This is a genomic window from Serratia marcescens, assembly GCF_029846115.1.
Classification (GTDB): domain Bacteria; phylum Pseudomonadota; class Gammaproteobacteria; order Enterobacterales; family Enterobacteriaceae; genus Serratia; species Serratia marcescens_L.
Map to the genome: position 1 here is coordinate 3,908,373 of NZ_JARVZZ010000001.1, position 25,648 is coordinate 3,934,020.

At 63.5% G+C, this 25,648-nt stretch carries 23 protein-coding genes; 3 read left to right on the top strand and 20 right to left on the bottom strand.

The window, feature by feature from the left end; translation table 11 throughout:
• Position 1 precedes the first annotated feature (1 nt).
• The 6 genes from QDT79_RS18640 to QDT79_RS18665 all read right to left on the bottom strand — a co-directional run bounded on the left by QDT79_RS18640 (position 2) and on the right by QDT79_RS18665 (position 7,164).
• A complete protein-coding gene (locus QDT79_RS18640) occupies positions 2 to 970 on the bottom strand; it encodes an ABC transporter ATP-binding protein (protein WP_107226349.1) in 969 nt (322 codons plus the stop codon).
• Entirely contained in the window at positions 960 to 1,946 is a 987-nt protein-coding gene (locus QDT79_RS18645; protein WP_063990201.1) for an ABC transporter ATP-binding protein, read from the bottom strand. The genes QDT79_RS18640 and QDT79_RS18645 overlap by 11 nt, the downstream gene beginning before the upstream one ends.
• Positions 1,943 to 2,893 (bottom strand): oligopeptide ABC transporter permease, encoded by a 951-nt coding sequence (opp4C, locus tag QDT79_RS18650; RefSeq protein WP_308316900.1) that lies wholly within the window; start codon positions 2,891 to 2,893, stop codon positions 1,943 to 1,945. Before opp4C ends, QDT79_RS18645 begins: the two co-directional genes overlap by 4 nt.
• Positions 2,894 to 2,897: 4 nt before the next feature.
• On the bottom strand, positions 2,898 to 3,854 hold the full coding sequence (locus QDT79_RS18655; RefSeq protein ID WP_048234726.1) for an ABC transporter permease: 957 nt from the start codon (positions 3,852 to 3,854) through the stop codon (positions 2,898 to 2,900).
• Between the two features lie 48 nt (positions 3,855 to 3,902).
• The gene (locus QDT79_RS18660; protein ID WP_063990203.1) at positions 3,903 to 5,558 is read right to left on the bottom strand and encodes an ABC transporter substrate-binding protein; all 1,656 of its coding nucleotides are present in this window, start codon (positions 5,556 to 5,558) and stop codon (positions 3,903 to 3,905) included.
• A 187-nt stretch (positions 5,559 to 5,745) separates the two neighbouring features.
• Positions 5,746 to 7,164, bottom strand: coding sequence for an aminotransferase-like domain-containing protein (locus QDT79_RS18665; protein WP_107226590.1), 1,419 nt, complete (start codon positions 7,162 to 7,164; stop codon positions 5,746 to 5,748).
• 144 nt (positions 7,165 to 7,308) lie between these two features.
• Here QDT79_RS18665 and QDT79_RS18670 point away from each other — a divergent pair, with 144 nt between their 5' ends.
• From QDT79_RS18670 to QDT79_RS18680, 3 genes are read left to right on the top strand one after another with little or no spacing between them, the layout of a single operon-like run.
• Entirely contained in the window at positions 7,309 to 8,709 is a 1,401-nt protein-coding gene (locus QDT79_RS18670) for a cytochrome ubiquinol oxidase subunit I (RefSeq protein WP_004934615.1), read from the top strand.
• 2 nt (positions 8,710 to 8,711) lie between these two features.
• Positions 8,712 to 9,719 (top strand): cytochrome d ubiquinol oxidase subunit II, encoded by a 1,008-nt coding sequence (cydB, locus tag QDT79_RS18675; RefSeq protein ID WP_049202081.1) that lies wholly within the window; start codon positions 8,712 to 8,714, stop codon positions 9,717 to 9,719.
• 14 nt (positions 9,720 to 9,733) lie between these two features.
• A complete protein-coding gene (locus QDT79_RS18680; protein ID WP_071605360.1) occupies positions 9,734 to 9,886 on the top strand; it encodes a DUF2474 domain-containing protein in 153 nt (50 codons plus the stop codon).
• 9 nt (positions 9,887 to 9,895) lie between these two features.
• On the opposite strand, the gene QDT79_RS18685 is transcribed toward QDT79_RS18680, so the two are convergent.
• From QDT79_RS18685 to QDT79_RS18750, 14 genes are all read right to left on the bottom strand, one after another.
• The gene (locus QDT79_RS18685) at positions 9,896 to 10,162 is read right to left on the bottom strand and encodes a hypothetical protein (RefSeq protein WP_055313318.1); all 267 of its coding nucleotides are present in this window, start codon (positions 10,160 to 10,162) and stop codon (positions 9,896 to 9,898) included.
• Entirely contained in the window at positions 10,159 to 10,383 is a 225-nt protein-coding gene (locus QDT79_RS18690) for a hypothetical protein (protein ID WP_025303190.1), read from the bottom strand. The genes QDT79_RS18685 and QDT79_RS18690 overlap by 4 nt, the downstream gene beginning before the upstream one ends.
• A 106-nt stretch (positions 10,384 to 10,489) precedes the next feature.
• Positions 10,490 to 11,575 (bottom strand): acyl-CoA desaturase, encoded by a 1,086-nt coding sequence (locus QDT79_RS18695; protein WP_060424024.1) that lies wholly within the window; start codon positions 11,573 to 11,575, stop codon positions 10,490 to 10,492.
• Entirely contained in the window at positions 11,572 to 12,654 is a 1,083-nt protein-coding gene (locus QDT79_RS18700) for a fatty acid desaturase family protein (RefSeq protein ID WP_308316901.1), read from the bottom strand. Before QDT79_RS18700 ends, QDT79_RS18695 begins: the two co-directional genes overlap by 4 nt.
• A complete protein-coding gene (locus QDT79_RS18705) occupies positions 12,647 to 13,780 on the bottom strand; it encodes a sterol desaturase family protein (protein WP_308316902.1) in 1,134 nt (377 codons plus the stop codon). The genes QDT79_RS18700 and QDT79_RS18705 overlap by 8 nt, the downstream gene beginning before the upstream one ends.
• Positions 13,777 to 14,394, bottom strand: coding sequence for a phosphatase PAP2 family protein (locus QDT79_RS18710; protein WP_063990207.1), 618 nt, complete (start codon positions 14,392 to 14,394; stop codon positions 13,777 to 13,779). The genes QDT79_RS18705 and QDT79_RS18710 overlap by 4 nt, the downstream gene beginning before the upstream one ends.
• Positions 14,391 to 15,677: a F390 synthetase-related protein gene (locus QDT79_RS18715; RefSeq protein WP_063990208.1), complete on the bottom strand. Its 1,287-nt coding sequence runs from the start codon at positions 15,675 to 15,677 to the stop codon at positions 14,391 to 14,393. Before QDT79_RS18715 ends, QDT79_RS18710 begins: the two co-directional genes overlap by 4 nt.
• Positions 15,674 to 16,480, bottom strand: a complete 807-nt coding sequence (locus QDT79_RS18720) for an MBL fold metallo-hydrolase (RefSeq protein WP_149559803.1) — start codon at positions 16,478 to 16,480, stop codon at positions 15,674 to 15,676. The genes QDT79_RS18715 and QDT79_RS18720 overlap by 4 nt, the downstream gene beginning before the upstream one ends.
• On the bottom strand, positions 16,473 to 17,489 hold the full coding sequence (locus tag QDT79_RS18725) for an NAD-dependent epimerase/dehydratase family protein (protein WP_149559804.1): 1,017 nt from the start codon (positions 17,487 to 17,489) through the stop codon (positions 16,473 to 16,475). Before QDT79_RS18725 ends, QDT79_RS18720 begins: the two co-directional genes overlap by 8 nt.
• Positions 17,486 to 18,493, bottom strand: coding sequence for a 3-oxoacyl-[acyl-carrier-protein] synthase III C-terminal domain-containing protein (locus QDT79_RS18730; RefSeq protein WP_107226355.1), 1,008 nt, complete (start codon positions 18,491 to 18,493; stop codon positions 17,486 to 17,488). The genes QDT79_RS18725 and QDT79_RS18730 overlap by 4 nt, the downstream gene beginning before the upstream one ends.
• A 273-nt stretch (positions 18,494 to 18,766) precedes the next feature.
• Positions 18,767 to 19,444, bottom strand: a complete 678-nt coding sequence (gene narI, locus QDT79_RS18735; RefSeq protein ID WP_025303199.1) for a respiratory nitrate reductase subunit gamma — start codon at positions 19,442 to 19,444, stop codon at positions 18,767 to 18,769.
• A 2-nt stretch (positions 19,445 to 19,446) separates the two neighbouring features.
• Positions 19,447 to 20,169 carry a nitrate reductase molybdenum cofactor assembly chaperone gene (gene narJ, locus QDT79_RS18740; RefSeq protein WP_063990212.1) on the bottom strand — a complete coding sequence of 241 codons (723 nt, stop codon included), beginning with the start codon at positions 20,167 to 20,169 and terminating at the stop codon, positions 19,447 to 19,449.
• Complete coding sequence (narH, locus tag QDT79_RS18745; protein ID WP_049202064.1) at positions 20,166 to 21,710, bottom strand: nitrate reductase subunit beta; 1,545 nt, start codon at positions 21,708 to 21,710, stop codon at positions 20,166 to 20,168. Before narH ends, narJ begins: the two co-directional genes overlap by 4 nt.
• Complete coding sequence (locus QDT79_RS18750; RefSeq protein WP_107226356.1) at positions 21,707 to 25,468, bottom strand: nitrate reductase subunit alpha; 3,762 nt, start codon at positions 25,466 to 25,468, stop codon at positions 21,707 to 21,709. Before QDT79_RS18750 ends, narH begins: the two co-directional genes overlap by 4 nt.
• Between the last annotated feature and the right edge of the window lie 180 nt (positions 25,469 to 25,648).

Here is a 25,648-nt window from a genome sequence, read left to right on the forward strand (position 1 = left end):
GCTAGCCGACCACGTGGCACGCCACCTGATGACCGGGCGCCACGCTGCGCAGGTGCGGCGCCTGTTCGCGGCACTGCACCGTGGCCAGCGGGCAGCGAGGATGGAAACGGCAGCCGTGCGGCGGGTTGGCGGGATTCGGCGGTTCGCCGCTTGCCGCCCGCGGCGGCAAGCGATACGCATCCAGCGTCGGCACCGCCGCCAGCAAGGCCTGCGTGTAGGGATGCAGCGGCCGGCGAAATAACGCATCGCGGTCGGCGCTCTCGACGATTTGCCCCAGGTACATCACCGCCACGTCCTGACACAGATGCTCTACCACGCCGAGATCGTGCGAAATAAACAGCAGCGTCACCCCCTGCCGTTCCTGCAAATCGGAAAACAGATTGATGATCTGCGCCTGAATCGACACGTCGAGCGCCGATATCGGTTCGTCGGCGACGATAAACTCCGGCTGCAGGATCAGCGCGCGCGCGATGCCGATACGCTGGCGCTGGCCGCCGGAAAACTCATGCGGAAACCGCCCGTAATGCTGTGGAGACAGCCCGCAGATCGACAGGGTATCGAGCACCCGCTCGCGCAGTTCCGCCTTGCTCGCCAGGCCGTGCTGCAACAGCGCTTCGCCGATGGCGTCGCCCACGCGCAGACGCGGATTCAGCGAGCTGTACGGATCCTGAAACACCAGCTGCATTTTCGGCCGCAGGGCGCGCAACGCCTCTTTGCTCAGGCTATCCAACGCCTGCCCTTTGAACATCACCTCACCGGCGGTTTTGTCGTGCAGGCCAAGCAGCGTGCGGCCGACGGTGGTTTTGCCGCTGCCGGACTCGCCCACCAGCCCGAAAATGCGGCCCTTGCGAATGCTGAAGCTGACGTCGTCCACCGCCTTCAGCTGGCCGGTGGTTCGCCCGAACAGCCCATCGCGCAGCGGGAAATATTTCTTTAATCCTTTCACTTCCACCAGAGGTTCAGTCGACATGGGGGCGCCCTCCGGCGTTGAGGAAACAGGCGGACTGGCGCTGTGGTGTGCCGTACAGCGGCGGGATGCCATCGCGGCAGCGAGCGGAGGCCTGCGCACAACGCTCGGCAAACGCACAGTGTTCAGGCAAGCGCGCCAGATCCGGCACCTGGCCGGGAATGGAATACAGGCGGCGGAGCCGCTGGCCCGGCACCGGCCGCGAGGCGATCAGCCCCTGAGTATAAGGATGCCGCGGCTCGGCCAACACTTCCCGCGTCGTGCCCTGCTCGACGACGCGCCCGGCGTACATCACCGCCAACCGATCCGCCATCTGGGCGATCACTCCAAGATCGTGGGTGATCAAAATCATCGCCATGTTGTGTCGCCGGCTCTGCTCGCGCAGCAACGCCAGGATCTGCGCCTGTACCGTGACGTCGAGCGCCGTGGTCGGCTCATCGGCGATCAGCAGCGCCGGACGGCATCCGATCGCCATGGCGATCATCACACGCTGCAGCATGCCACCAGACAGTTGATGCGGGTAGCAGCGCATCAGCGCCTCCGCACGCGCCAACCCCACTTCCGCCAGCCGTTGCACCGCCTGACCCCAGGCCGCTTTCGGCGACAGGGCCAGGTGGCGAATCAGCGGCTCCACCAACTGTTCGCCGAGGGTCAACACCGGATTGAGCGCGCTCATCGGTTCCTGAAAGATCATCGCCAGCCGGTTGCCGCGCAGATCGGCCATCTTTGATGCCCGCAGCGACAGCAGGTTCTGCCCTTCAAAGCGAATTTCACCGCCGTCTACCTGCGCGAGCGGCTGCGGCAACAGCCCCATCAGCGCCATGGCGGTCACGCTTTTGCCGCAGCCCGACTCGCCGACGATCCCCAGCGTTTGCCCGGCCAGCAGTTCCAGGCTGACCTGCTGCACCGCCCGCACCGGCCCTTGCTCTCCCTGAAACGACACCGACAGTCGATCGAACGCCACCAGCGGTTGACTCATCGTGTTACCCCGTTCATTTTCGGATCGAGCGCGTCCCGCAGGCCGTCGCCCAAGATATTGATCGCCACCACGGTGACGAAAATCGCCAGCCCCGGCGGCATCCACAGCCAGGGGCGGCGCTGAAAGTCGATCAGGCTGTTGGCGGCATCCATCATGTTGCCCCACGATGGCGTCGGCGGCACCACGCCCAGCCCGAGGTAGCTCAACGCCGATTCGCTGAGGATGGCGTTAGCCACCGCCATGGTGGCCACCACCACCAAAATCGGCACGGTGTTGGGCAGCAGATGGCCGAAAAGACGCCGACGGGTGGAGAGCCCCAGCACCTCGGTGGCCAGCATGAAATCCCGCTCGCGCAGCGACAGGATCTGGCCGCGCACCAGCCGCGCCAGCGACGGCCAGCCCAGCAGGCTCAGCATGATCATCACCATGTAGATGCGGTAGTCCGGCGAGACATCGAGCTCGGTCAGCATCGCCCCCATGATGATCAGCAGCGGCAGGCCGGGAATGGTCATCAGCAGATCGGCGAAGCGCATGATCAGCCGATCCGCCACGCCGCCCAGATAACCGGCAAGCGCACCCAGCACATAGCCCAGCGTCACCGACAGCAGCATCGACACCAGGCCGATGGTCAGCGATATCCGCCCCGCCAGCAGCAGCCGGGTGCAGATATCGCGGCCGAGAAAGTCGGTGCCCAACCAGTGCGCGCCGCTCGGTGCCTGATTGATATTCAGCACATCGCCGGCGTCGTCGCGCCACGGCGACAGCGACGGCCCAATCAGGCACAGCAGCGCCAACAGCGCCAGCAATGCCAGCGACATCATCGCCGGCCGGTGGCGGCGCAGCCGTCGCCAGGCCTGCGCGGCGGGCGGCGGCGACAGTTGCGCCAGCGCCGGCAACTGCGCCTGGCGCCAGCGGCGACGGCGACCGAAAAACAACGTGGCCAACATAGCGTTACCTCAAGCGAATGCGCGGATCGGCGTAGGCGTACAGAATGTCCGCCAGCAGATTGCCGAGGATGGTCAGGGCCGCCAGAAACAGCGTGAACCCCATCAGTACCGGGTAATCACGCGCCGCCAGCGAATCGATATGGATATGCCCGGCGCCCGGCCAATTGAAGATTTTTTCGGTGATCAGCGCGCCGGAGAACAATCCCGGCAGCTCGAACCCCAGCAGGGTGACGATCGGCAGCAGCGCATTGCGCAGCGCGTGTTTGAGGATCACCGTTTTCTCCCTGAGCCCCTTGGCGCGCGCGGTGCGGATATAGTCCATGCGGATCACGTCCAGCATGCTGGCGCGGAAATAGCGCGTCAGGCTGCCGGCCTGCAACATCACCAGCGCCAGCACCGGCAGCAGCAGATGCGCCGCCACTTCCAGCGCCCAGGCCAGCCCGCTCGCCTCGCTGCCGGTGCGCAGCATGCCGCCCGCCGGTAACCAGTGCAGATCGACGGCGAACCATTTGATCAGCAGCAGACACAGAAAGAACGTCGGAAACGACATGGCGGCGAACACCGCCACGGTGATCAGATGATCGAACAGCGAATAGGGTTTCATCGCCGAGATCACCCCCACCGCCAGCGCAATGCCCCAATACAGCACCATCGCCACCGCCGCCAGCAGGAACGAGTTCCAGATGTATTGGTTAAGCAGCGTGCTGACCGGGATCTGATACTGCAGCGAAAAACCGAGATCGCCCTGCAGCAGCCGGCCGAGCCAGTGCAGGTAGCGGCTGAACAACGGCTGATCCAACCCGTACAGCGCCCGCAGCTCGGCAGCGCGTTGCGCGGTCAGGTTGATGTTGCCGTCGATAAAGTCGCCGGGCGCCAAGGCGAAGATGCAAAAAATCAGCAAGGAAGCCAACAGCAGCATCGGGATAGTCTGCAACAGACGGCGCAGGATAAAATTTCTCATCGCGATTTCCATCGCCGCCGCCCGGAGTGGCGCGGCGGCGTCAGGGCGTTACGGCGCCGGTTTGACGTTCGGCAGGCTGCCGACCAAGCCGTTGTAGATATCCGGTTTAAAGCCGGTGACGCGCGCGCTGCTGGCGCTCAAAATCTCGCGGTTGCCGAGCAGGATCACCGGCGGATCGTCCGCCAGCGCTTGATACAGCTGGTGGTACAGCGGCTTGCGCTGCGCGATATCCAGCGTGGCGTTGGCCCTGGCGATCAGCGCGTCTACCTGCGGGTTGTGATAACCGGTTTCGCTCTCGCTGCTGATGAAATCGCGCACGCCATCGTGCGGATCGTTCAGCGTACTGGTGCTGAGGGACGCCAGGTCGTAATTGCTCGCCTTGCGTTGCGCCAGCAGCGCATTGAAATCCAGTACCTGTGGCTTGAGCACCACGCCGAGTCGGCGATAGTTATCCTTGGCGATCGGCACCAGTGCATCGTTGATCAGCTTTTTGGTCACCAGTAGCGTCAGCTCCAGCTTTTTACCGTCTTTTTGCCGAATGCCGTCCGCGCCCACTCGCCAACCGGCCTCGTCCAACAGCTTCCCGGCCTTGTCGAGATCGTAAGCGTAGGGATTGATGCCGTTCGCGTCATAAGCCCAAGAGATCGGCGAGATCGGTTGGTTGGCGACCTTGCCGTAACCCTGGTACACCACGGCGATCAGCCTTTGCCGATCCAGGCCGTAGATCAGCGCCTGACGCACCCGTTTGTCCTGCAGCGCCGGACGTCTGAGGTTGAAGTCGATGCGGCTGTAATCGCTTGAGCTGTAAAGGTTGATATTGGCGAAGCCGAGCAGTTTGAGCTGTTCGATATCGTCCGGCTTGGCGGTAAAAGCGTCGTAGTCGGTCTCACCGGTCTGGAACAGCTGGAAGTTGGTGGCCGGGTTGGTGACGCGGTAGATAAAGCGCGCCATCGGCGGCGCACCGAGGTAGAAGTTCGGGTTGGCGTGGAAGCGGATCTCCTGCCCCGGCACGTACTTGTCGTAAATATAGGGGCCGTTGCCGAGCGGCTTGCCGTTGAAGGCGCGTACGCCGTCAAGCTTGCCGCGCTGATAGTCTTTGCCGTAGTAAGCCCGCGACAGCACCGGGCCGCCGATCAGCTGCAGCGTAGTCGCGCCCGGTTGGGTGGTGACGATCTGAATGGTGCGATCGTCGATCACCTTCAGGCCGCTGATGCCGGCGGCGGTGCCGTTTTTATACTCGGCGCCACCCTGGATGTGCGCCGGCGTAATGTCGGTGTCGCCGTCATAGGCCGGATCGTGCAGCAGCGTCAGGGTAAAGGCGATATCGTCGGCCTTCAGCGGCGAGCCGTCGCTGTAGACCAGATTCGGCCGCAGCTTGATGGTGTAGGTCAGATTATCGGGGCTGACCTGCCAGGACTCCGCCAATCGCCCTTCCGGCTTGCCCTGGCTGTCCAGGCCGATCAGGCGGCTGAAGATCACGTCGGTCACGTTCTCGTCCCAGCCGTTGGTGAACAGATACGGGTTGAAAATCCCCTGCGGCTCTGAGATGCCTGCCACCACGGTGTCTTTGCGCAGCTTGGCGGCGGCCGGTACCTGAGCGGCGTCGCTGGCCGGCGTGATGCCTTCGCCCAGCGTTTCCGCCTGCGCGCCGGCGCTCAGCCCCAGCGCGCAGACCAACGCCAGCGGCGTCAGCCGATATCGCAACAGTTTGTTTAACCTATTTTTTATTCTGCTCACCCACAGCCCCTCGTCTTCCCGTTGATAAAAATGTGACAAAATTTATCGCAGAGTAATGGGCGGCTGGAGGGCTGTCTAACAACGAAACCGGCATTCCATTGCCGAAAAAAGCATTATGAATTTTTCTGGGGCGAAGCGCCGCGCAAAACGCGGTTCAGCCTGCCGCCGCCAGCCCCCGGATAAGTTTGGCTAAGGTTTTGATCGCCTCTTCAAAGCGGTCGTTCCATTCAAAAGAGGCGTTGAGGCGGAAGCAGTGGTTGAAATGGTCGCCGGTGGTGAACATGCGCCCCGGCGCGATGCTGATGCCCCGGGAAAGGGCCCGCCGGTACAGTTCCATCGACGACAGCGCCGGATCCAGCTCCAGCCACAGGAAGTAACCGCCGTCGGGCTGGCTGACCTTCACCGTCGGCGGGAAATGATGGGCAATCGCCTGACGCATCGCGCTTTGGCGCTGGGCCAGCAGGCGCCGCAGCCGCCGCAGATGGGTATCGTAGCCACCGTGCAGCAGATAATCCGCCAGCGCCATCTGGGTCGGCACGCTGGTGGAAACGGTGCTCATCAGCTGCAAACGCTGGATCTGCTGCGCATAACGCCCCGCCGCCACCCAGCCGACGCGAAAACCCGGCGCCAGGCATTTGGAAAACGACGAGCAGTGCAGGATCTGGCCGCCGCTGTCGAGCGCCTTGGCCGGCAGCGGCCGTTCCGCGCTGAAGTACAGCTCACCGTAAACGTCATCTTCAATCAGCGAAATCTGTCGGTCGCGCAACAGCGTCACCAGACGCTGCTTGTTGGCCTCCGGCAGGGTGGCGCCCTGCGGGTTTTGGAAGTGAGTCATCAGCCAGCAGGCTTTGATCGGATACTGTTCCACCGCCTGCTGCAGCGCGTCCAGATCGATACCGTCCTGCGGATGCGTGGCGATCGCCACCGCCTTTAACCGCAGGCGTTCCAGCGCCTGCAGCGCGCCGTAAAACGCCGGCGACTCGATCGCCACATAGTCGCCCGGCTGGGTCACCGCCTGCAGGCTGAGGCTGAGCGACTCCATCGCCCCGGCGGTGATGACGATTTCGTCCGGCGCGACCTGCATGCCGCTCAGCGCATAGCGTTGGGCGATGTGCCGCCGCAGCGCGTCGTTGCCCGGCGGCAGGTTGGCCAGCGAACTGTGCGGCGTGAACTTGCGCGCTACGCTGCTCAGCGCCCGCGCCAGCTTCGGCTGGGCGAACAGCGTGGCGTCGGGAAAGGCCGAACCGAAAGGCACGATATCCGGATCCTTGCAGGCCTGCAGCACGTCGAAAATAAAGGCGTTGATGTCCACCTGCTCGCTCAGCAACAGCTTCTCGCCACGCGAAGGCTGGGGCAGCGGCTGCGGACGCGCCGCCACGTAGTAGCCCGACTGCGGGCGGGCGACGATCCACCCCTGGCTCTCCAGCAGTTGATAGGACTGCACCACCGTCATCAGGCTCAGTCCGGCGCGTTTGCCGCTCTCGCGCAGCGAAGGCAGTTTGTCGCCCGCCCGCCACACCCGGTTCTGGATCTGTTCTCTAATCTGCTGCGCAAGCTGCTCGTATCGGGTCATAACCATTAACTGTTATATGAAAAAGTAAAATAACTGTCACTATTATAGTCACTGTACTCCGTGCTTAACTTAACGCCAAGTATTTCACATAAAAATGACAGCTATACTCAAGAGGTTAATTTATGTTCAACCCTAGGAGGCGCCATGCTGGGTCTTGATGCACTGGAACTCGCCAGAATACAGTTCGCCTTCACCGTGTCTTTCCATATCATCTTCCCCGCCATCACCATCGGTTTAGCCAGCTATCTGGCGGTGCTGGAAGGGTTATGGTTGAAAACGCACAATGAAGCCTACCGTGAGCTTTACCACTTCTGGTCAAAGATTTTCGCCGTTAACTTCGGTATGGGCGTGGTGTCCGGGCTGGTGATGGCCTATCAGTTCGGCACCAATTGGAGCTTCTTCTCCGAGTTCGCCGGCAGCATTACCGGGCCGCTGCTGACCTATGAAGTGCTGACCGCCTTCTTCCTCGAAGCCGGTTTCCTCGGCGTGATGCTGTTCGGCTGGAACCGCGTCGGCCCCGGCCTGCACTTCTTCGCTACCTGCATGGTGGCGCTCGGCACGCTGATCTCCACCTTCTGGATCCTGGCCTCCAACAGCTGGATGCAGACGCCGCAGGGGCATGAAATCATCAACGGCCAGGTGGTACCGGTCGACTGGCTGAAGGTCATCTTTAACCCGTCCTTCCCGTACCGCCTGTTGCACATGTCCACCGCCGCCTTCCTCTCCTCGGCGTTCTTCGTCGGCGCGTCGGCCGCCTGGCATCTGCTGCGCGGCCGCGACACCCCGGCAATGCGCAAGATGCTGTCGATGGCGATGTGGATGGCGCTGATCGTCGCGCCGGTGCAGGCGCTGATCGGCGATGCGCACGGCCTGAATACGCTGAAACACCAGCCGGCGAAGATCGCCGCCATCGAAGGTCACTGGGAAAACCCGCCGGGCGAAGCCACGCCGCTGATCCTGGTCGGTTGGCCGGACATGCAGCGCGAAGAGACCCGCTTCAAGCTGGAGGTGCCGTACCTCGGCAGCCTGATCCTAACCCACAGCCTGACCGAGCAGGTGCCGGCGCTCAAATCCTTCCCGCCGGAAGATCGCCCCAACTCCACCGTGGTGTTCTGGTCGTTCCGCATCATGGTCGGGCTGGGCATGCTGATGATTCTGGCCGGGGTGTGGAGCCTGTGGCTGCGCTGGCGCGGCGGGCTGTATCAGTCGCGTCCGTTCCTGTACTTCATTTTGTGGATGGGTCCTTCCGGATTGCTGGCGCTGCTGGCGGGCTGGTTCACCACTGAGATCGGCCGCCAGCCGTGGGTGGTGTACGGCCTGCTGCGCACCAAGGACGCGGTCTCCGCGCACGGCGACCTGCACATGAGCATCAGCCTGCTGGCGTTCATCATCGTCTACTGCTCGGTGTTCGGCGTGGGGTATTCCTACATGATGCGCCTGATCCGCAAAGGGCCACAGCCGCATGAACACCAAGAAGACAATACCGAGGGCCGGCCGGCGCGTCCGCTGTCCGCGGTCAACGACACTCTGGACGACAGGAGCTGAACATGGGTATCGATCTTCCGCTGATTTGGTTTGTCATCATCGTGTTCAGCACCATGATGTACGTGGTGATGGACGGTTTCGACCTGGGCATCGGCATCCTGTTTCCGTGGGTGAAAGAGAGCGGCGACCGCGATCTGATGATGAATACCGTCGCCCCGGTGTGGGACGGCAATGAAACCTGGCTGGTGCTGGGCGGCGCCGCGCTGTTCGGCGCCTTCCCGCTGGCCTACTCGGTGATCCTCGACGCGCTGGCGATCCCGCTGACGCTGATGCTGATCGGGCTGATTTTCCGCGGCGTGGCCTTCGAGTTTCGCTTCAAGGCGAAGCCGGAGAAACGCCATATCTGGGACAAGGCGTTCATCTGGGGCTCAATCTTCGCCACCTTCAGCCAGGGTGTGGTGGTAGGCGCCGTGATCAATGGATTCCCGGTCGAAGGCCGCACCTACGCAGGCGGCGCGCTGGACTGGCTGACGCCGTTCGCGCTGTTCTGCGGGCTGGGGCTGGTAGTGACCTACGCCCTGCTCGGCTGTACCTGGCTGGTGATGAAAACCGCCGGTGATCTGCAGGCGCGCATGTATCACCTGGCGACGCCGCTGCTGGCGATCCTGTTGCTGGTGCTGGCCGCGGTCAGTATCTGGACGCCGATCGCGCATCCGGAAATCGCCGCCCGCTGGTTTACGCTGCCGAACCTGTTCTGGCTGCTGCCGGTGCCGGTGCTGGTGCTGCTCAGCGCCTGGGGGATTCAACGCGGGGTAAAACGCGGCGCGCACTACTCGCCGTTCATGCTGACGCTGCTGCTGGTGTTCCTTGGCCTTAGCGGGCTTGGCATCAGCATCTGGCCGCACCTGATCCCGCCGGCCATCAGCCTGTGGGACGCCGCCGCCCCGCCGCAGAGCCTCGGTTTTATGCTGGTGGGCGCGCTGTTCATCATCCCGATCATTCTGGTCTACACCTTCTGGAGCTACTACGTGTTCCGCGGCAAGATCAGCCATGAACACGGCTATCACTGAGGAGGGAGGACGCTATGCAAGATAAAACGGCAACCGCTGCGCCGGCGCCCTGGTGGAAACGCATCGGTTGGCTGGTGATCATCTGGAGCGCCAGCGTGCTGGGGCTGTTCGTGGTCGCCTCGCTGTTCCGCCTGCTGATGACCGCGGCGGGCATGAAGTCGCATTGACGCGGCGCCTTATCTGGCCGCGCTGTTGGGAAAGTAGAAGGAAACCACCAGCGTGACCAGCGGCAAGGCGCCGATCTTCACCAGCTCGAACGCTTGTCTCAGCGCTTCATTTTTCTCCCAATACGCGTGGGCGGCGAATACGCCCACGCTGACCGCAAATATCCCGCACAGCACCTGGCGCGCCAGGCGCAGCCGCTCCATTTCGTCGAAGACCAAGACCTGCTCCAGATAAACCTGGCTGGCCTCATCGTGCAAATTACGGCTTTCGATGTTCATGGGAAGATCTCCACGACCCGCCCCACCGCTTCAAGCTGTTCACCCTTCTCCCGTACAATGCCAAGAGAAGTACCATCCTGTTTCATCCAGTACTTATCGGCAAGGGTAATCAGTGCAAACGCCATTTTGATTACCTCGGTTTTTTCCATCCCGTGACGCCGGGCAATATCGTTCAGATCATCATCAATTTTGTTCGATAACCGAATCGGCAAGCTGCGCATAGTCCACCTCCTGTGGCCGTTGATTCACAGGGGGAAAGTCTACTGGAAGGGCAAATATCGTTCAATTAGTGAACTGTGTAACGCCTCGCACAATCCACATGCAACGCTAATGCGGTTTGCGCCCCATCGCGCTGAGGAAGCGCTGCTGCAGGCGCAACAGCTCCTCCAGCTCCAGCAGGCGGTAATCGATGCCGAAACGCGGCGCCACCTCGCCGATGATGCGGCTCAGCGCCGGGTAATGGCGGTGGCTCCAGTGCGGGAACAGATGATGCGTCAAATGCAGGTTCGCCCCGCCGAGCCAGTATCCCAGCCAGCGCGGCCGGGTCAGCCAGTCGAAGGTCGTGGCGAACACATGGTGATACCAGCCGTGCGGCATCGCACCCTGCGCCGGCGCCTGATAAAAATTGGCTTTGGCCCAGTGGGTGCCGATGATCAACATTACGAACAGCAATGAAGAAAGCATCTGGCTCAGCAAATAGACCAGCAGAATTTGCCCGATGCCGATGGCCGGCGGCAGCAGCCAGCACGGGATCGCCAGCGCCAGCAGCAGGTGCGCCGCCTTGCCCGCCAGAAATCCGCACCAGCCGCGCACGCCCTGCTGCGCCATGCGCGCCGCCACGCGGGTGCGGCCCGCCCGGTCCAGCCAGTCGAACAGCCAGATGTAGTACGGGAACGTCAGCGCCGCCACCAGCGGCCAATAGTAACGCTGGGCGCGCATAAAGGGCCGCCAGCGCTGGAACGGCGTTTGCCGCAGCACGCCATTGGCGTCGATGTCAGGGTCGTAATGTTCGATATTGTTATGGGCATGGTGAAACAACACGTGGCGCACGCGCCAGCAGTCGGGATCCAGCCCCAGCGGGACGCTCACCAGGGCGTTCAGCCAGCGGTTGGCCCAGGGCCGACGGAAAAACGCGTTATGCGAGGCGTCGTGCACCACGTTCACCGTCAGGAACATGCCAATAAAGATAAAGCCGAAATAACAGGCGAAAAACGCCCAGCCGTTTTGCTGCTGCAGGCTCAACCCGTAACACAGGCCGCACAGCGCCAACAGCAGCGCCACCTTCGCCAGCATGCCGCCGTCGGCGAAGCGGTGATCGCCGTTGGCCGCCAAATAATGCTGGGCGGCCTGCATCAGCGCGCGATGTAGCCCGCCGTCATCGCGCCGATAGGCTAACGGGCGCAGCGGTTTCATGGCTGCCCCATAAGGCGCAAGAAGCGCTGTTGCTGCGCCAGCAGTTCGCGATAGCCGATGCAGCGATATGCCATGCCGTGCCGCTGAGCCACTTCCGCCACCGCGGCGGCCAGTGCCGGATAGTGGCGGTGATTCCAGCCGGGAAACAGGTGGTGGGTGAGGTGATAGTTCAGCCCGCCGGTCAGGTGTTCCAGCCAGCGCGGCTCAGGCTGCCAATCGCAGGCGGTGGCGAAATTGTGCCGGTACCAACCGTGCGGCATGCTGTCGCCCGCCGGCGCCGGGTAAAACTCGGCCTGCGCCCAGTGGGTGCCCAGCAGCAGGAACACCACCAGCAGCGAGGCAAACATCTGGCTGAGCGCGTAAGCCAACAGCACCCAGCCCCAACCGATGCCGTGCAGATGGCACAGGATCAGCGGCACCACCAGCACCAGCGCCACATGGAGCAATTTGCACAGCACGAACAGCGCCCAACCGCCGCGCCCCGCCAGCACGCGTTTTTCCCGCAGCGGCGTTTTATTGAGCCGATCGGACCAATCGAAAATCCACGCGATGTAGGGTAGCGAGAGCGCGGCGATCAGCGGCCAGTACAGATGCTGATAGCGCATATGCGGCCGCCAGCGCTGGAACGGCGTCTGGCGGAAAAAGCCGTTCTCTTCGGTGTCCAGATCGTAGTGTTCGACGTTGGCGTAAACGTGGTGGTAATCCACGTGCCGCGTGCGCCAATAGTCCGGATCGACGCCCAGCGGCAGCGTCACCAACCGCCCCACCAGGCGATTGGCCCAGGGCGCGCGCAAGAAGGCGTTATGCGAAGCATCGTGATTGACGTTGACGTTGAGCAGCATGCCCATAGCCACGAACAGGAAATAGCAGAGGAAAAACGCCCAGGGTTGATGCTGCATCAGGCTCAGTGCATAAAACCCGATGCACAGCGCCAGCAACAGCGCGGCCTTGGCCAACCGCGCGGTATCGGCATAGCGATGATCGCCCGCCAGGCAGGCGTGCGCCGCGCGCTTGAGATCGCGATGAAACGCCTGCTCGCCATCGGTGGGGAAACGCAGCGGCGGTAATGAGTCAGCCATGCGGTTCCTCCACGGCGGCCGGTGCGGCCACTCGCCCCCAGCCCAGCGCGACGCACAGGGCATGCAGCGCCACGGCGGCCATGGCGATATGCCAATAGCGCTGCGGCCAGCCAAGGTAGCCGATAAACAGCAGCGGCATGCCCAGCGCGATCAGCAGCCAGACGGCGCTCGCCCACGGTCGCCCTTCCGTCATGCCGCCCAGCGCCACCGATCCCAACGCCAACAGCACCAGCAGCGCCATTTGCGGCCAGCTGATGTCGCCGTAACCGTAACCGTATTGGTAGACGTAGCCGACCACCAGCGAGAACAACAGCATGGCGCCGCTGAAGACGCAGAGCGCCGAACGGCGGTCGCGCAGCCTGCCCTGCGCCGGGCGCCATGTCAGGCGCAAATAGCGCAGGAACGGCAGATTACTCGCCCAGAAAGGGTTGGCGGACGGCCGATCGCCGCTGACGCCGTAGCTGAACGGCGTGGTCGGTAACGCCGGGCAGAACGTGCCGAACAGTTTGTCCCAGAAGATAAAGCTGCCGCCGAAGTTCTTATTGGAATACGCCATGTCCTTGACGTGGTGCACCCGGTGGTGCGCCGGCGTGACCAGGATTTTTTCCAGCACGCCGAGCTTCGGCGTCAGCGCATTGTGGTTAAACAGCTGAATGCTGTAGTGAAAAATCGACACCGTGACGAACACAGACAGCGGCACGCCCGCCAGCGCCAGCAGCAAAAAGAACGGGATCGACGTCAGCGACGAATACCAGGAGTTGCGCACCCCCAGCGACAGATTGAAGTGCTCGCCCTGATGGTGCACCACGTGTACCGCCCACAACACGCGAAAGCGGTGGTGCAGGCGGTGCAGCCAGTAGAAACCGAAGTCCCACGCCAGCAGGGCGAACAGCCACATCAGCAGCGGCGGCCAGGCGTCCAGCAGCCCCAGGCTGAAATGCGCGGCCACATAGCCATAACAGGTGATCTCCAGCCCGCGGAACAGCCACAGCATGATATGGCCGGAGTTCAGATTGAACACCAGATCGTGCCAGTTGACCGGCTCACGGCGCCCCCACTGCAGCGCCACCGCCTCGGCCACCACGATGAACAGCATGAACACTATCGGCAACGCCAGATCGCTCATCCCATTTCTCCTTTAACTACGCGCCTGCGCAGAGTCTTGATGCGCAGGGCCAGCCCGCCGGCGCAAAGCGCCAGCAAGGCGCCACCTGCCAAATCGACAAACAAATGGCGACGCAGCTGCAGAATGGAGAACGCGATCGCCACACCCCACAGCATCCACAGCGCCGTCCGCATTTTGCGCTCGCCGTCGCTCAGCGCCCACACCGCCAGCACCGTCAGCGCCATGTGCAACGAAGGCAGGCAGTTCTGCGGCGAATCCACCTGCGTTAACGCCGCCAGCAGCTGCGCGCTGATCCCAACGCCCTCGTTCTGCGGATAGGCCATGGTGGTCGGCCACAGCAGGTAAACGGCCCCGGCGCCCAGCGCCGTCAGCTGCATCGCCAGCGTCAGCCATTTGATTCGCCGCAGCGGCGCCAGCAAATAGCCCGCCGGGACGATGAGGAAGAACGACAGGTAGAGCCAAATGGCCGCCGGGTTGAACGGGATCGCCCGGTCAAGCGCCGACGGCGGCAACAGGGTTCCCGCCCCCTGCAGGCGATCGGTCACGCTATACACCACCCCGACCGTCCCCCAGCCGAGCAACATGTGCCCTAGCCTGAACAGCGTATTTTTCATGCTTCCTCCGCCTGGCGCACGATGCGCCGCCGCTTGCGATCGAACTGCGGCAAAACCGCCTGCGCCGTCAACCGCCATTCGAGCCGATCGGTGGCGATGCCCTGGCGAGCGAACAGCGCGATCAGCTGCGCCTGGCAGTGCGCCAACGCCGCCGGGCTGCAATCGGCGATCAGCTCCAGCCGGTGCTCGCCGCGCTGGATCAGGCGGTAATCGCTGGCCAGCGGCAACGCATTGGCGATCGTCCGGCTGCAGGCATCGGCGAATACCGCCTGCGGCTGCCGCTGCGCATCGGGCAGCATCAGCTGATCGTCGCGCCGCCCTTCGATACGCGCAATCGCCCGCGTCGGCTGCCCGCACGGACAGGGTTCCTTGCGCAGCACCAGCACATCGTCCAGCCGATAACGCACGATCGGCTGCGTGCTGCGGGTGAAATCAGTGATCAACGGCGTGAAACGCTGCTCGTCGATCCACTGCGGTTCGATATGCAAAAACTCTTCGTTCAGATGCAGCGTACCGTGCGCGCAGGTCGCGGCCAGGAACCCCTCGGTAGCCTGATACACTTCGCCAACCGCCGGAAATACCTGCATCAGCAGGCGGCGATCCTGTTCTTCCAACACCTCGGCGACCGAAATCACTTTTTTGACCGGCAGCGTCACCTGCCCGGCCAGCACCGCCAGCGCCAAGGCGCGCAGCACCTGCGCCGGCGCCACGATGATGCTGGGCGCCTGCCGTTCCAGCGCGGGCAGATGCTCGCTGAACGGCGCCAGCAAATCGTAAAACGCCAGGCTCAGCCAACGGTTGTTCACGCTGTGATAGAGGTTATTGTCCGCCCGCAGAAACAGTGCGACACGCTCACCGGCCAGCAGCCCGTCCGGCAGCATCTTCGCCAGCATGCCACCGGCCCACACCTGCTGTTCGCGCGGGCTGACGACAAACACGCCGCGCTGCCCGGAAGTGCCGGACGACAACCCGACGCTGTAGCGGCCGATCTTCGGCGTGAAATCGCGATCCGCCTCGCTACGCTGCGCGCAGGCCAGCACCGCCTCCCGGCTCAGGCCGGCGGTATTCATCCGGTCGAACTGCGCCATCATCAGCGCCTTGTCCATCTGCGGCCATTCGGCGAACGGCCGGCGGCTGAACCGCTGAAAATAGGGGCTCTGGCTCAGCACCCGACGGGCAAAGCCCGCGAGCTGCCGGGCCTGATGCGCCTCCAGCGCCGCACGATCGCCAAAGCGCAGGCGCCGGGCGCGGAAATAGTGCCAAAGGGTCATGAAGGGGATCACAGGTCCCCCTCGTGGCACAGCAAAATGTTGACCTGCCCGCCCGCCCACAGCTGGTTGAGCCGTTCCAGCGTGCGGGTATACGCCGCCGCGTCGTCCATTACCAGATTGGCCAGGCGCGAAGGCCCGCGCAGCGTCTGGTAACTCTGCGGCGACCAGGCGGCGTCGCTGGCCAACAGCGTCCAGCCGGTGTCGGTGAGGATAAAGGCGCCGATATGGCCGGCCGCATGCCCCGGTAGCGGCACCAGCACAATCTGCCCTTCACTGCCCGGCAGCGCGTAACCGCGATCGAACGGCGCCAGCAGCGCGGGCAACGCCACCGAGGGAAAAGCTTCCATAAACTGCAGATGGCTCTCGAAATCCGCCGGGATCAGGCCGGGAATAAAGGCGCGTTTCAGCGCCGCGAAACCGCGCAGCCCACGGGTTTGCTGCCAGCCTTCGCCGGAGCAAATAAAATCGAGGTGGCTGAAATCCTGCAGCCCGGCGATGTGGTCCGCGTGAAAATGCGAGACGATCAGCGCCTGAATGTCGCCTTCGGCGTAACCGGCGTCGCGCAGCTGATGCACCAACGACTCAGCGGGGTCGAAGTAGACCGGCGTCATGCGGCGGTAAAGGCTGAACAGCCCCGATTGCGTGTGCTGCTGAAAATAATGCGCGTAGCCGGTATCCCACAGCCAGCGGCGCTCCCCCACCTCCAGCAGATAGGCGCGCGCCGGGAATTTGCACACCCGGAACCCGGCGCCGCGCAGCGCCATGCAGCCGATATGCGTGCAATAGCCCACTTCAAAAACGGTAACCTTAGCCATGCGGTATGCCTCCTTGCCGCCGCAGCCACTCGCCGGTCAGGCGGATCCCCTCCTCCATCGAGTAACGCGGCCGATAGCCCAGCTCTTCGATCGCGCGGGTCTGGCTCAGGGTCATGTCGAAATGCACCGCCGCCACGCTGTAGCGCGTCAGCAGCGGTTCCTTGCCGCTCAGGCTTGCCCACAGCTCCATGCCGCCGGCCAGCGCCTGCAGCAGCGGATACGGCACGGCCTGCAGCCGGTAACGCAGCCCCAGTTCCTGGCGCAGCAGCGCATCCAGCATCTCCGCCAGCCGCTGCGGTTGGTGGTTGGTAATGTTGTACACGGCGCCGGACGGCAATCCGCGCTGCCGGCTGGCCAGTTCCATGGCGTGCACCACGTTGGGAGCAAAGGTCAGATCCAGCAACGCCTGCCCGCCGCCGGGCAGCCGCAGCACGCCGCGATCGCGTTCGAGCTGTTGCAACAACCGCGGCACGATCACCCGATCGTGCGGGCCAAACAGGCCGCGCGGCCGCAGAATAATATAGGTGGTTTGCGGGTAGATCTTCGCCTGCGCCAACAGCCGCTGCTCGGCAGCGTGTTTGCTGGCGGCATAGTGGTTGGCGAAGCGCCGGGCGCGATAACCCTCATCAAGATCGTAATGCGGCTGAAAATCGAAGTAGATTGCCGGCGTGGAGATATGCACGAAGCGCCGCACGCCGCAGCGCCCGGCCGCCTCCGCCAGCTTGTCCGTCGCTGCGGCGTTGATGCGGTGAAATTCCGCTTTGCTGCCCCAGGGCGAAGACTTGGCCGCACAGTGCCATACCCACTCGCAGTCGGTCACCAGCTCCCGGCACTGCTGCGACGTAGCCTGCGCCAGATCGAGCGAGTAAAACTCGGCGCCCAGCTGACGCAACGCTTCGCCGGCCCGCTCATCGCGGCCGGTGGCGCGCACCTGATGCCCGGCCTCCAGCAACCACTCCGCCGCGTTGCGCCCCAGCCCGCTGGTCGCGCCGGTCACCAACACCCTCATGGCAGCAACACCATGCCGGCCAGCGCCAGCCCGGCGGCGGTGCCGATCAGCATCACCGGCTGGCCGGGATTGAAGCGCCCGGTAGTCACGGCGGCATGCAGCGCGGTCGGGATAGAGGCCGCCACCTGGTTGCCGTGATGGCGGTAGATGTCCACCAGCGCCTCGCTGGAGACGTGCAGCCGTTTGCGCATATGTTCGAGCGACAAATGGCTGGCCTGGTGCGGCACCACGGTGGCGATCTGCGCCAGGGTCAAGCCGCTGGCGCTCAGCAGCCGGTCGAGGTAGCCCTCAATCAGCGCCGACGCCTGACGGAACAGCGGCTTGCCCTGCATATGAAACAGGAAGTCTTGCTCGCACATGCCGGCGCGCGGGTTGCGGCGCGTGCCACCGGCGCGGATCTCGCACAGCTCGCTGCCGGCGGGATAGGTTTCCACCAGGCTGGCGAGGATGCCGCCGGTGCCGTCACCGCGCTCCACGATGGCGCAGGCGGCGCCGTCGCCGAAGATCAGCGACGACTCTTCGTGCTGCCAATCGATGCCCCGCGAAGCGAGATCCGCCGAGACGATGGCGATACGCCGATACGTCCCGGCGTTCAACAGCCCCGCCGCCACCTGCAGCGCAGAGATGAAGCTGACGCAGCTGCTGTTGATATCGAAGCCCGGCGTACCCGGTGCCAGCCCGGCGACCTTGAGAATATGCGCAGCGGTGCACGGCAGCGCCTGCACAGATATCGCCGAGGCGGAGATCAAAAGGTCAATGGAGGCTGCCGGCATGACGCTGCGGGCCAGCGCGTCTTGCAGCGCGGCAGCGGCGAGCTCGGCCTGGCTGGCGTCGTCGGCGGCGTGATAGCGGTAAACGATGCCCGAGCGTTTTTCAACGTAGCCGGCCGGTTTCCCCAGGCGAGCATCGAGCGTAGAGGAGGCCACGCGGTTGGGCGGCAACGCGGCCCCGGTGGCGATGATTTTCAGAGGCAACAGCTCGGGTGAGCGACATTGTGTGGTCATTATTGTTATTGATTAACCTGACTATCCATAAAGCGATTCTCCCGCACGGCGTAAAGGCCATGCGGATCATCCCCGGTTTTTATGTCCCAAAAGGCCTTTCATCAAGGCGGTATCTCTTGTTATCGGCTACCACGGGCCGACATCCGTCGGCGGAAGCATAAGCGTAACATTACTGAGATATTCAGTTTACGGCAAGGCGGCGAGAATGGGCAGGTGGCGGGAGAATTATCGGAATAGCGCCGCCGCTGGCGATCGGCGGCGGCGGGGTCAGGCTCAGCGGCGGTTGCGCACCAGCTGGTAACGGCGGGTCAGGTACTCGACCGGCGCACTCCAGATATGCACCAGGCGGCAGAACGGGAACAGCACGAACAGCGTCATGCCCAGCACCATGTGCAGTTTGAAGATAATCGCCACGCCCTCCAGGTGCGCAGAGGCGCCGGCGTGGAAGGTCACCACCGCCTGCGCCCAGGCCACCAGTTTCATCATTTCGCTGCCGTCCATATGCTGGGCGGAGAACGGAATGGTCAGCAGGCCGAGGCACACCTGCACCACCAGCAACGTCAGGATCATGATGTCGGCGAAGCTGCTGGTGGCGCGCACCCGCGGGTTGGTCAACCGGCGCTTCAGCAACAGCGCGCCGCCGATCAGCGTCATCAGGCCGCAGGCGCCGCCGGCGATCATCGCCAGCTTCTGCTTCACATCGATCGGCAGGAAGGCCTCATACATCCAGTGCGGCGTCAGCATGCCGAGGAAGTGGCCTGCGAAGATGCCGATAATGCCGATGTGAAACAGGTTGGACGCCAGCCGCATGCCCTTTTTATCCAGCATCTGGCTGGAGCCGGCGCGCCAGCTGTACTGCCCGTAGTCATAACGCAGCCAACTGCCGATCAGGAACACCGCGCCGGCCAGATAAGGGTAGATATCGAAGAAGAACTGATTCAAAAATTGCATGATTAGCGTCCTTTGGTTCCGGTTAACGCATCCGTCAAGTCCAGATACTGTGGCGCCACCGCGCCGGCGAAGCGCCGCTGGTGCGCCGTCTGCTGGGCGGAGGCGCAGCCCTGTTCGCCGAGAAACTTGACCTGCTCCTCTTCCCACACCGCATCCAGCGCCTGCGGCGTATCGTCGCGCGCCTCCTGCGCCACCTGGGTCTCCAGCGTCTGGGCCTGCACCTCGCTGCCGGACAGCGCCAACAGCAGATCGAACAGCACCGCGTACGGGCTTTCGCGCTGTTGCAGGCGCGCGCCCAGCAGCGCCAGGATCGGCGCGATGTCCTGCAGCCCTTCCCGTGCCTGCGCCGCGCTGCGGCTGGCCAGATATTCCAGGTACAGCGGCAGGAAATCCGGCAGCTCGCGGCTGTCGATCTCGAGCCCGGCGGCGCGGTACTGTGCCATCAGATCGACCATCGCCTGGCCGCGATCGCGCGACTCGCCGTGCACGTGCTCAAACAGCAGCAGCGAGGTGGCGCGGCCGCGATCGAACAGCTCGCAATAGTCGGCCTGCACGTCCAGCAGCGGGCGTGCACACAGGCGGCGGATAAACAGAATCAGCTGCGCGCTGTGGTGCAGATCCAGCTCGCTGGCCGGCTCCAGCGCCTCGATCAGCGCCTGCTGATGGTCAAACAGGACCTGCTCCGGGTAATCCAGCAGGCGGGCGATCACTTTCAGGCTGATCATGAGGCGTCCTCCGGCCGCGCGGTTTTCGCGGTCACGTCGATGGCGTCGATGCGGCGGCTGTTGAACAGGTTGAACTTGCCGTCGCTGCCGTGGCAGCCGTCGCCGAAGCTGAAGCCGCAACCCTTGCTTTCCGGGAAGGCTTCGCGCGCCAGCTCGCGGTGGCTCGACGGCACCACAAAGCGATCTTCATAGTTGGCGATCGCCAGGTAGCGGTACATCTCCTGCGCCTGCGCTTCGCTCAGGCCAACCTGCTCCAGCGCGCTGGTGTCCACCACGCCGTCGACGGTTTCCGCCCGTTTGTAATGGCGCATCGCCAGCATGCGTTTCAGCGCCAGCAACACCGGTTCGGTATCGCCGGCGGTCAGCAGGTTCGCCAGATACTGCACCGGAATGCGCAGGCTCTCGACGTCCGGCAGTACGCCGCTGTGCGCCAACTCGCCGGCGTCGGCGGCGGACTGAATCGGCGACAACGGCGGCACGTACCACACCATCGGCAGCGTGCGGTATTCCGGGTGCAGCGGCAGCGCCAGCTTCCAATCCATCGCCATTTTGTACACCGGCGACTGCTGGGCAGCTTCAATGACGCCCTGCGGCACGCCGTCCGCCAGCGCCTGAGCAATCACCTTGGGATCATGCGGATCGAGGAAGATATCGAGCTGGCTCTGGTACAGATCCTTGTCGTTCTCCACCGCCGCCGCCTGCTCGATGCGGTCGGCATCGTACAGCAGCACGCCGAGGTAGCGAATGCGGCCCACGCAGGTCTCCGAACACACCGTCGGCTGCCCGGCTTCGATGCGCGGGTAGCAGAAGATGCACTTCTCGGACTTGCCGCTCTTCCAGTTGAAGTAGATTTTCTTGTACGGGCAGCCGGTCAGGCACATGCGCCAACCGCGGCACTTGTCCTGGTCGATCAGCACGATGCCGTCTTCGCCGCGCTTGTAGATCGCCCCGCTCGGGCAGGTGGCGACACAGGCCGGGTTGAGGCAGTGCTCGCACAGGCGCGGCAGGTACATCATGAAGGTGTTTTCGAATTGGCCGTACATCGCCTTCTGCAGGTTGTCGAAATTCTTGTCCTGCGAGCGTTTTTCGAATTCCCCGCCGAGGATCTCCTCCCAGTTCGGGCCGCTTTCGATCTTGTTCATGCGCTGGCCGGTGATCAGCGAGCGCGGGCGCGCCACCGGCTGGTGCTTGCCCTGTTTGGCGGTGTGCAGATGCTGGTAGTCGTAATCGAACGGCTCGTAGTAGTCGTCCAGCGCCGGCACGTCCGGGTTGGCGAAGATTTTCGACAGCACGCCGACGCGGTTGCCCATGCGCGGCTCCAGCTTGCCGTTGATTTTACGGATCCAGCCGCCCTTCCATTTTTCCTGATCTTCCCAGGCGTGCGGATACCCGACGCCGGGCTTGCTTTCCACGTTATTGAACCAGGCGTATTCCATACCCTCGCGGCTGGTCCAGACGTTTTTGCAGGTGACCGAACAGGTGTGGCAACCGATGCACTTGTCCAGATTCAGCACCATGCCGACTTGCGAACGAATTTTCATTTGCTGTTCTCCTGCTGACTGCCCTGCGCGTAGTCGTTGCCTTCGTCGTCCAACCAATCAATGCGGTTCATCTTGCGCACCACCACGAACTCGTCGCGGTTGGAGCCGACGGTGCCGTAGTAGTTGAAGCCGTAGGCCAGCTGCGCATAGCCGCCGATCATGTGGGTCGGCTTCGGACAGGCGCGGGTCACCGAGTTGTGGATGCCGCCACGCTGGCTGGTGATCTCCGAGCCCGGCAGGTTCACGATGCGCTCCTGCGCGTGGTACATCATGGTCATGCCGGCCGGGATACGCTGGCTGACCACCGCGCGCGCCGTCAGCGCGCCGTTGGCGTTGAAGGCCTCGATCCAGTCGTTGTCCGCGATGCCCAGATCTTTGGCGTCGTCTTCGCTCAGCCAGACGATCGGGCCGCCGCGCGACAGCGTCAGCATCAACAGGTTGTCGCTGTAGGTGGAGTGAATCCCCCACTTCTGGTGCGGCGTCAGGAAGTTCAGCGCCTTCTCCTTGTTGCCGTTCGGCTTGCTGTTGAGCAACGGCTGGGCGGCGCGGGTGTCGATCGGCGGCCGGTATACCAGCAGGCTTTCACCGAAGGCGCGCATCCACTCGTGGTCCTGATACAGCTGTTGACGGCCGCTGAGGGTGCGCCACGGGATCAGCTCGTGCACGTTGGTGTAACAGGCGTTGTAGGAAACGTGTTCGTCTTCCAGACCGGACCAGGTCGGGCTGGAGATGATTTTGCGCGGCTGCGCCTGAATATCGCGGAAGCGAATTTTCTCGTCTTCCTTGTTCAGCGCCAGATGCCGGTGATCGCGGCCGGTGACGTTGCTCAGGGCCTCCCAGGCTTTTACCGCCACCTGGCCGTTGGTTTCCGGCGCCAGCGACAGGATCACTTCCGCCGCGTCTATTGCGCTCTCAATCTTCGGCCGCCCCGCCGCCGGGCCGTCGGCCTTGACGTAGTTAAGCTGCTTGAGGAAGTCGACCTCGGTTTGGGTGTTCCAGCTGATGCCCTTGCCGCCGTTGCCCAGTTTGTCCAGCAGCGGCCCCAGCGAGGTAAAGCGCTCGTAGGTGGCCGGGTAATCGCGTTCCACCGCGATGATGTGTGGCGCGGTTTTGCCCGGGATCAGATCGCACTCGCCTTTCTTCCAGTCCTGCACGCCGTAAGGCTGTGCCAGTTCGGCGGCGGAATCGTGCTGGATAGGCAGCGTCACCACGTCGGTTTCCTGGCCCAGATGGCCAACGCACACCTCGGAGAAGGCCTTGGCGATGCCCTTGTAGATCTCCCAGTCGCTCTTCGAATCCCAGGCCGGATCGACCGCCGCCGACAGCGGATGGATGAACGGGTGCATGTCGGAGGTGTTCATGTCGTCTTTTTCGTACCAGGTGGCGGTCGGCAGCACCACGTCGGAGTACAGGCAGGTGCTCGACATGCGGAAATCGAGCGTCACCACCAGATCCAGCTTGCCTTCGCCGCCCTGCTCGCGCCATTCCACTTCCTGCGGCTTCACGCCGCCCTGCTGGCCGAGATCTTTCCCCTGGATGCCGTTTTCGGTGCCCAACAGGTATTTGAGCATGTACTCATGGCCCTTGCCGGAGGAGCCCAGCAGGTTGGAGCGCCAGACGAACAGGTTGCGCGGGAAGTTCTGCGGATTGTCCGGCTGCTCGGCGGCGAAGCCCAGCGTGCCGTTCTTCAGGCTGTCGACGGTGAACTCGACCGGCGACTGGCCGGCGGCGCGGGCCTGCTCCGCCAGGCGCAGCGGGTTGGTGCCCAGCTGCGGCGCCGACGGCAGCCAGCCCATGCGCTCGGCGCGCACGTTGAAGTCGATCAGGCTGCCGCCGAAGCGCGACTTGTCCGCCAGCGGCGACAGCAGCTCGTCGGTGCCGACGGTTTCATAGCGCCATTGGCTGGAATGGTTGTAGAAGAACGAGGTGCTGTTCATGTGGCGCGGCGGGCGCTGCCAATCGAGGCCGAACGCCAGCGGCAGCCAGCCGGTTTGCGGCCGCAGTTTTTCCTGGCCGACGTAGTGCGCCCAGCCGCCGCCGCTCTGGCCGACGCAACCGCAGAAGATCAGCATGTTGATCAAGCCGCGGTAGGTCATGTCCATGTGATACCAGTGGTTGACGCCGGCGCCGACGATGATCATCGAACGGCCGTGAGTCTTCTCGGCGTTTTCCGCGAACTCGCGGGCAATGCGGATGATGTTGTGGCGCGACACACCGGTGATCTGCTCGGCCCAGGCCGGGCTGTAGGCCTTGACCTCGTCATAGTCGGCGGCGCAGTTGGCGTCGCCCAGCCCGCGCTCGAGGCCGTAATTAGCCAGCGTCAGGTCGTACACGCTGGTCACCAGCGCTTCGCTGCCATCCGCCAGCTGCAGGCGTTTCACCGGCAGTTTGTGCAGCAGGATCTCGTCCAGCGCCACGCTGTTGAAATGCTCACTGTCGGCGCCGCCGAAGTACGGGAAGCCCACCTCGGCAACGTCGTCATGCATGCCCAACAGGCTGAGCTGCAGCTCGACTTCCTGTTGCGACTTGCCCTCGCGCTGTTCCAGGTTCCACTTGCCCTTCTCGCCCCAGCGGAAGCCGATGGAGCCCTGCGGCGCCACCAGATCGCCGCTGCGGCTGTCGATAGCGACGGTTTTCCACTCGGGGTTGTTTTCCTGGCCCAGTCCGTCCACCAGATCGGCGGCGCGCAGCAGGCGGCCGGCGGCGTAATGGCCGCCTTCACGCGCTTCCAGCAGCACCAGCATCGGCATATCGGTATAGCGGCGCACATAGTCGCGGAAGTAGCCGACTTCGCGATCGAGATGGAACTCTTTCAGCATCACGTGGCCCATCGCCAGCGCCATCGCGCTGTCGGTGCCCTGCTTCGGATTCAGCCAGTGGTCACACAGCTTGGCGACTTCGGCATAGTCCGGCGTCACCGCCACGGTTTTGGTGCCCTTGTAACGCACTTCGGTAAAGAAGTGGGCGTCCGGAGTGCGCGTCTGCGGCACGTTGGAGCCCCAGGCGATAATGTAGGAGGAGTTGTACCAGTCGGCGGATTCCGGCACGTCGGTCTGCTCGCCCCAGGTCATCGGCGAGGCCGGCGGCAGATCGCAATACCAGTCGTAGAAGCTCAGGCAGGCGCCGCCGATCAGCGACAGATAGCGGGCGCCGGCGGCGTAGGACACCATCGACATTGCCGGGATCGGCGAGAAGCCGATGATACGGTCCGGGCCGAAGGTTTTGGCGGTATAGACGTTGGCGGCGGCGATCAGTTCATTGACCTCCTGCCAGCTGGATCGGACGAAGCCGCCGCGGCCGCGCGCCACCTTGTAGCTTTTGGCTTTTTCCGCATCGCCGACGATAGAACCCCAGGCCGCGACCGGATCGCTGTGCTGCGCTTTCGCCTCGCGCCACAGCTTGAGCAGACGCTTGCGCATCAGCGGGTATTTCAGCCGGTTGGCGCTGTACAGGTACCAGGAGTAGCTGGCGCCGCGCGGGCAGCCGCGCGGTTCATGGTTGGGCAGATCGGGCCGGGTGCGCGGGTAGTCGGTTTGCTGGGTTTCCCAGGTCACCAGACCATTCTTCACGTAAATCTTCCAACTGCAGGAACCGGTACAGTTTACGCCGTGGGTGGAACGCACCACTTTGTCGTGCTGCCAACGGCTGCGGTAGCCGTCTTCCCAGTCGCGGTTGGTGTTCAAGGTCTGGCCGTGCTCGCCAGAAAAAGGCTCCGCCAACTGCTTGAAATAGCGGAAACGGTCTAAAAATTTGCTCATCCGGAATGCTCCTGAAGGCTCTTGTCGTTATAAGAAGACATGCTCAATCTGCCGCCAGCCTACTGACGGCCAACCGGCGGCAAATTGATTGCGATCAAGAGAAAGCGGGAGGCGACGCGCGCGCCGGGTGAGAAATACCACCAAAGTATAGGTGCGGAAAATTAATTTAATCTATTGAAT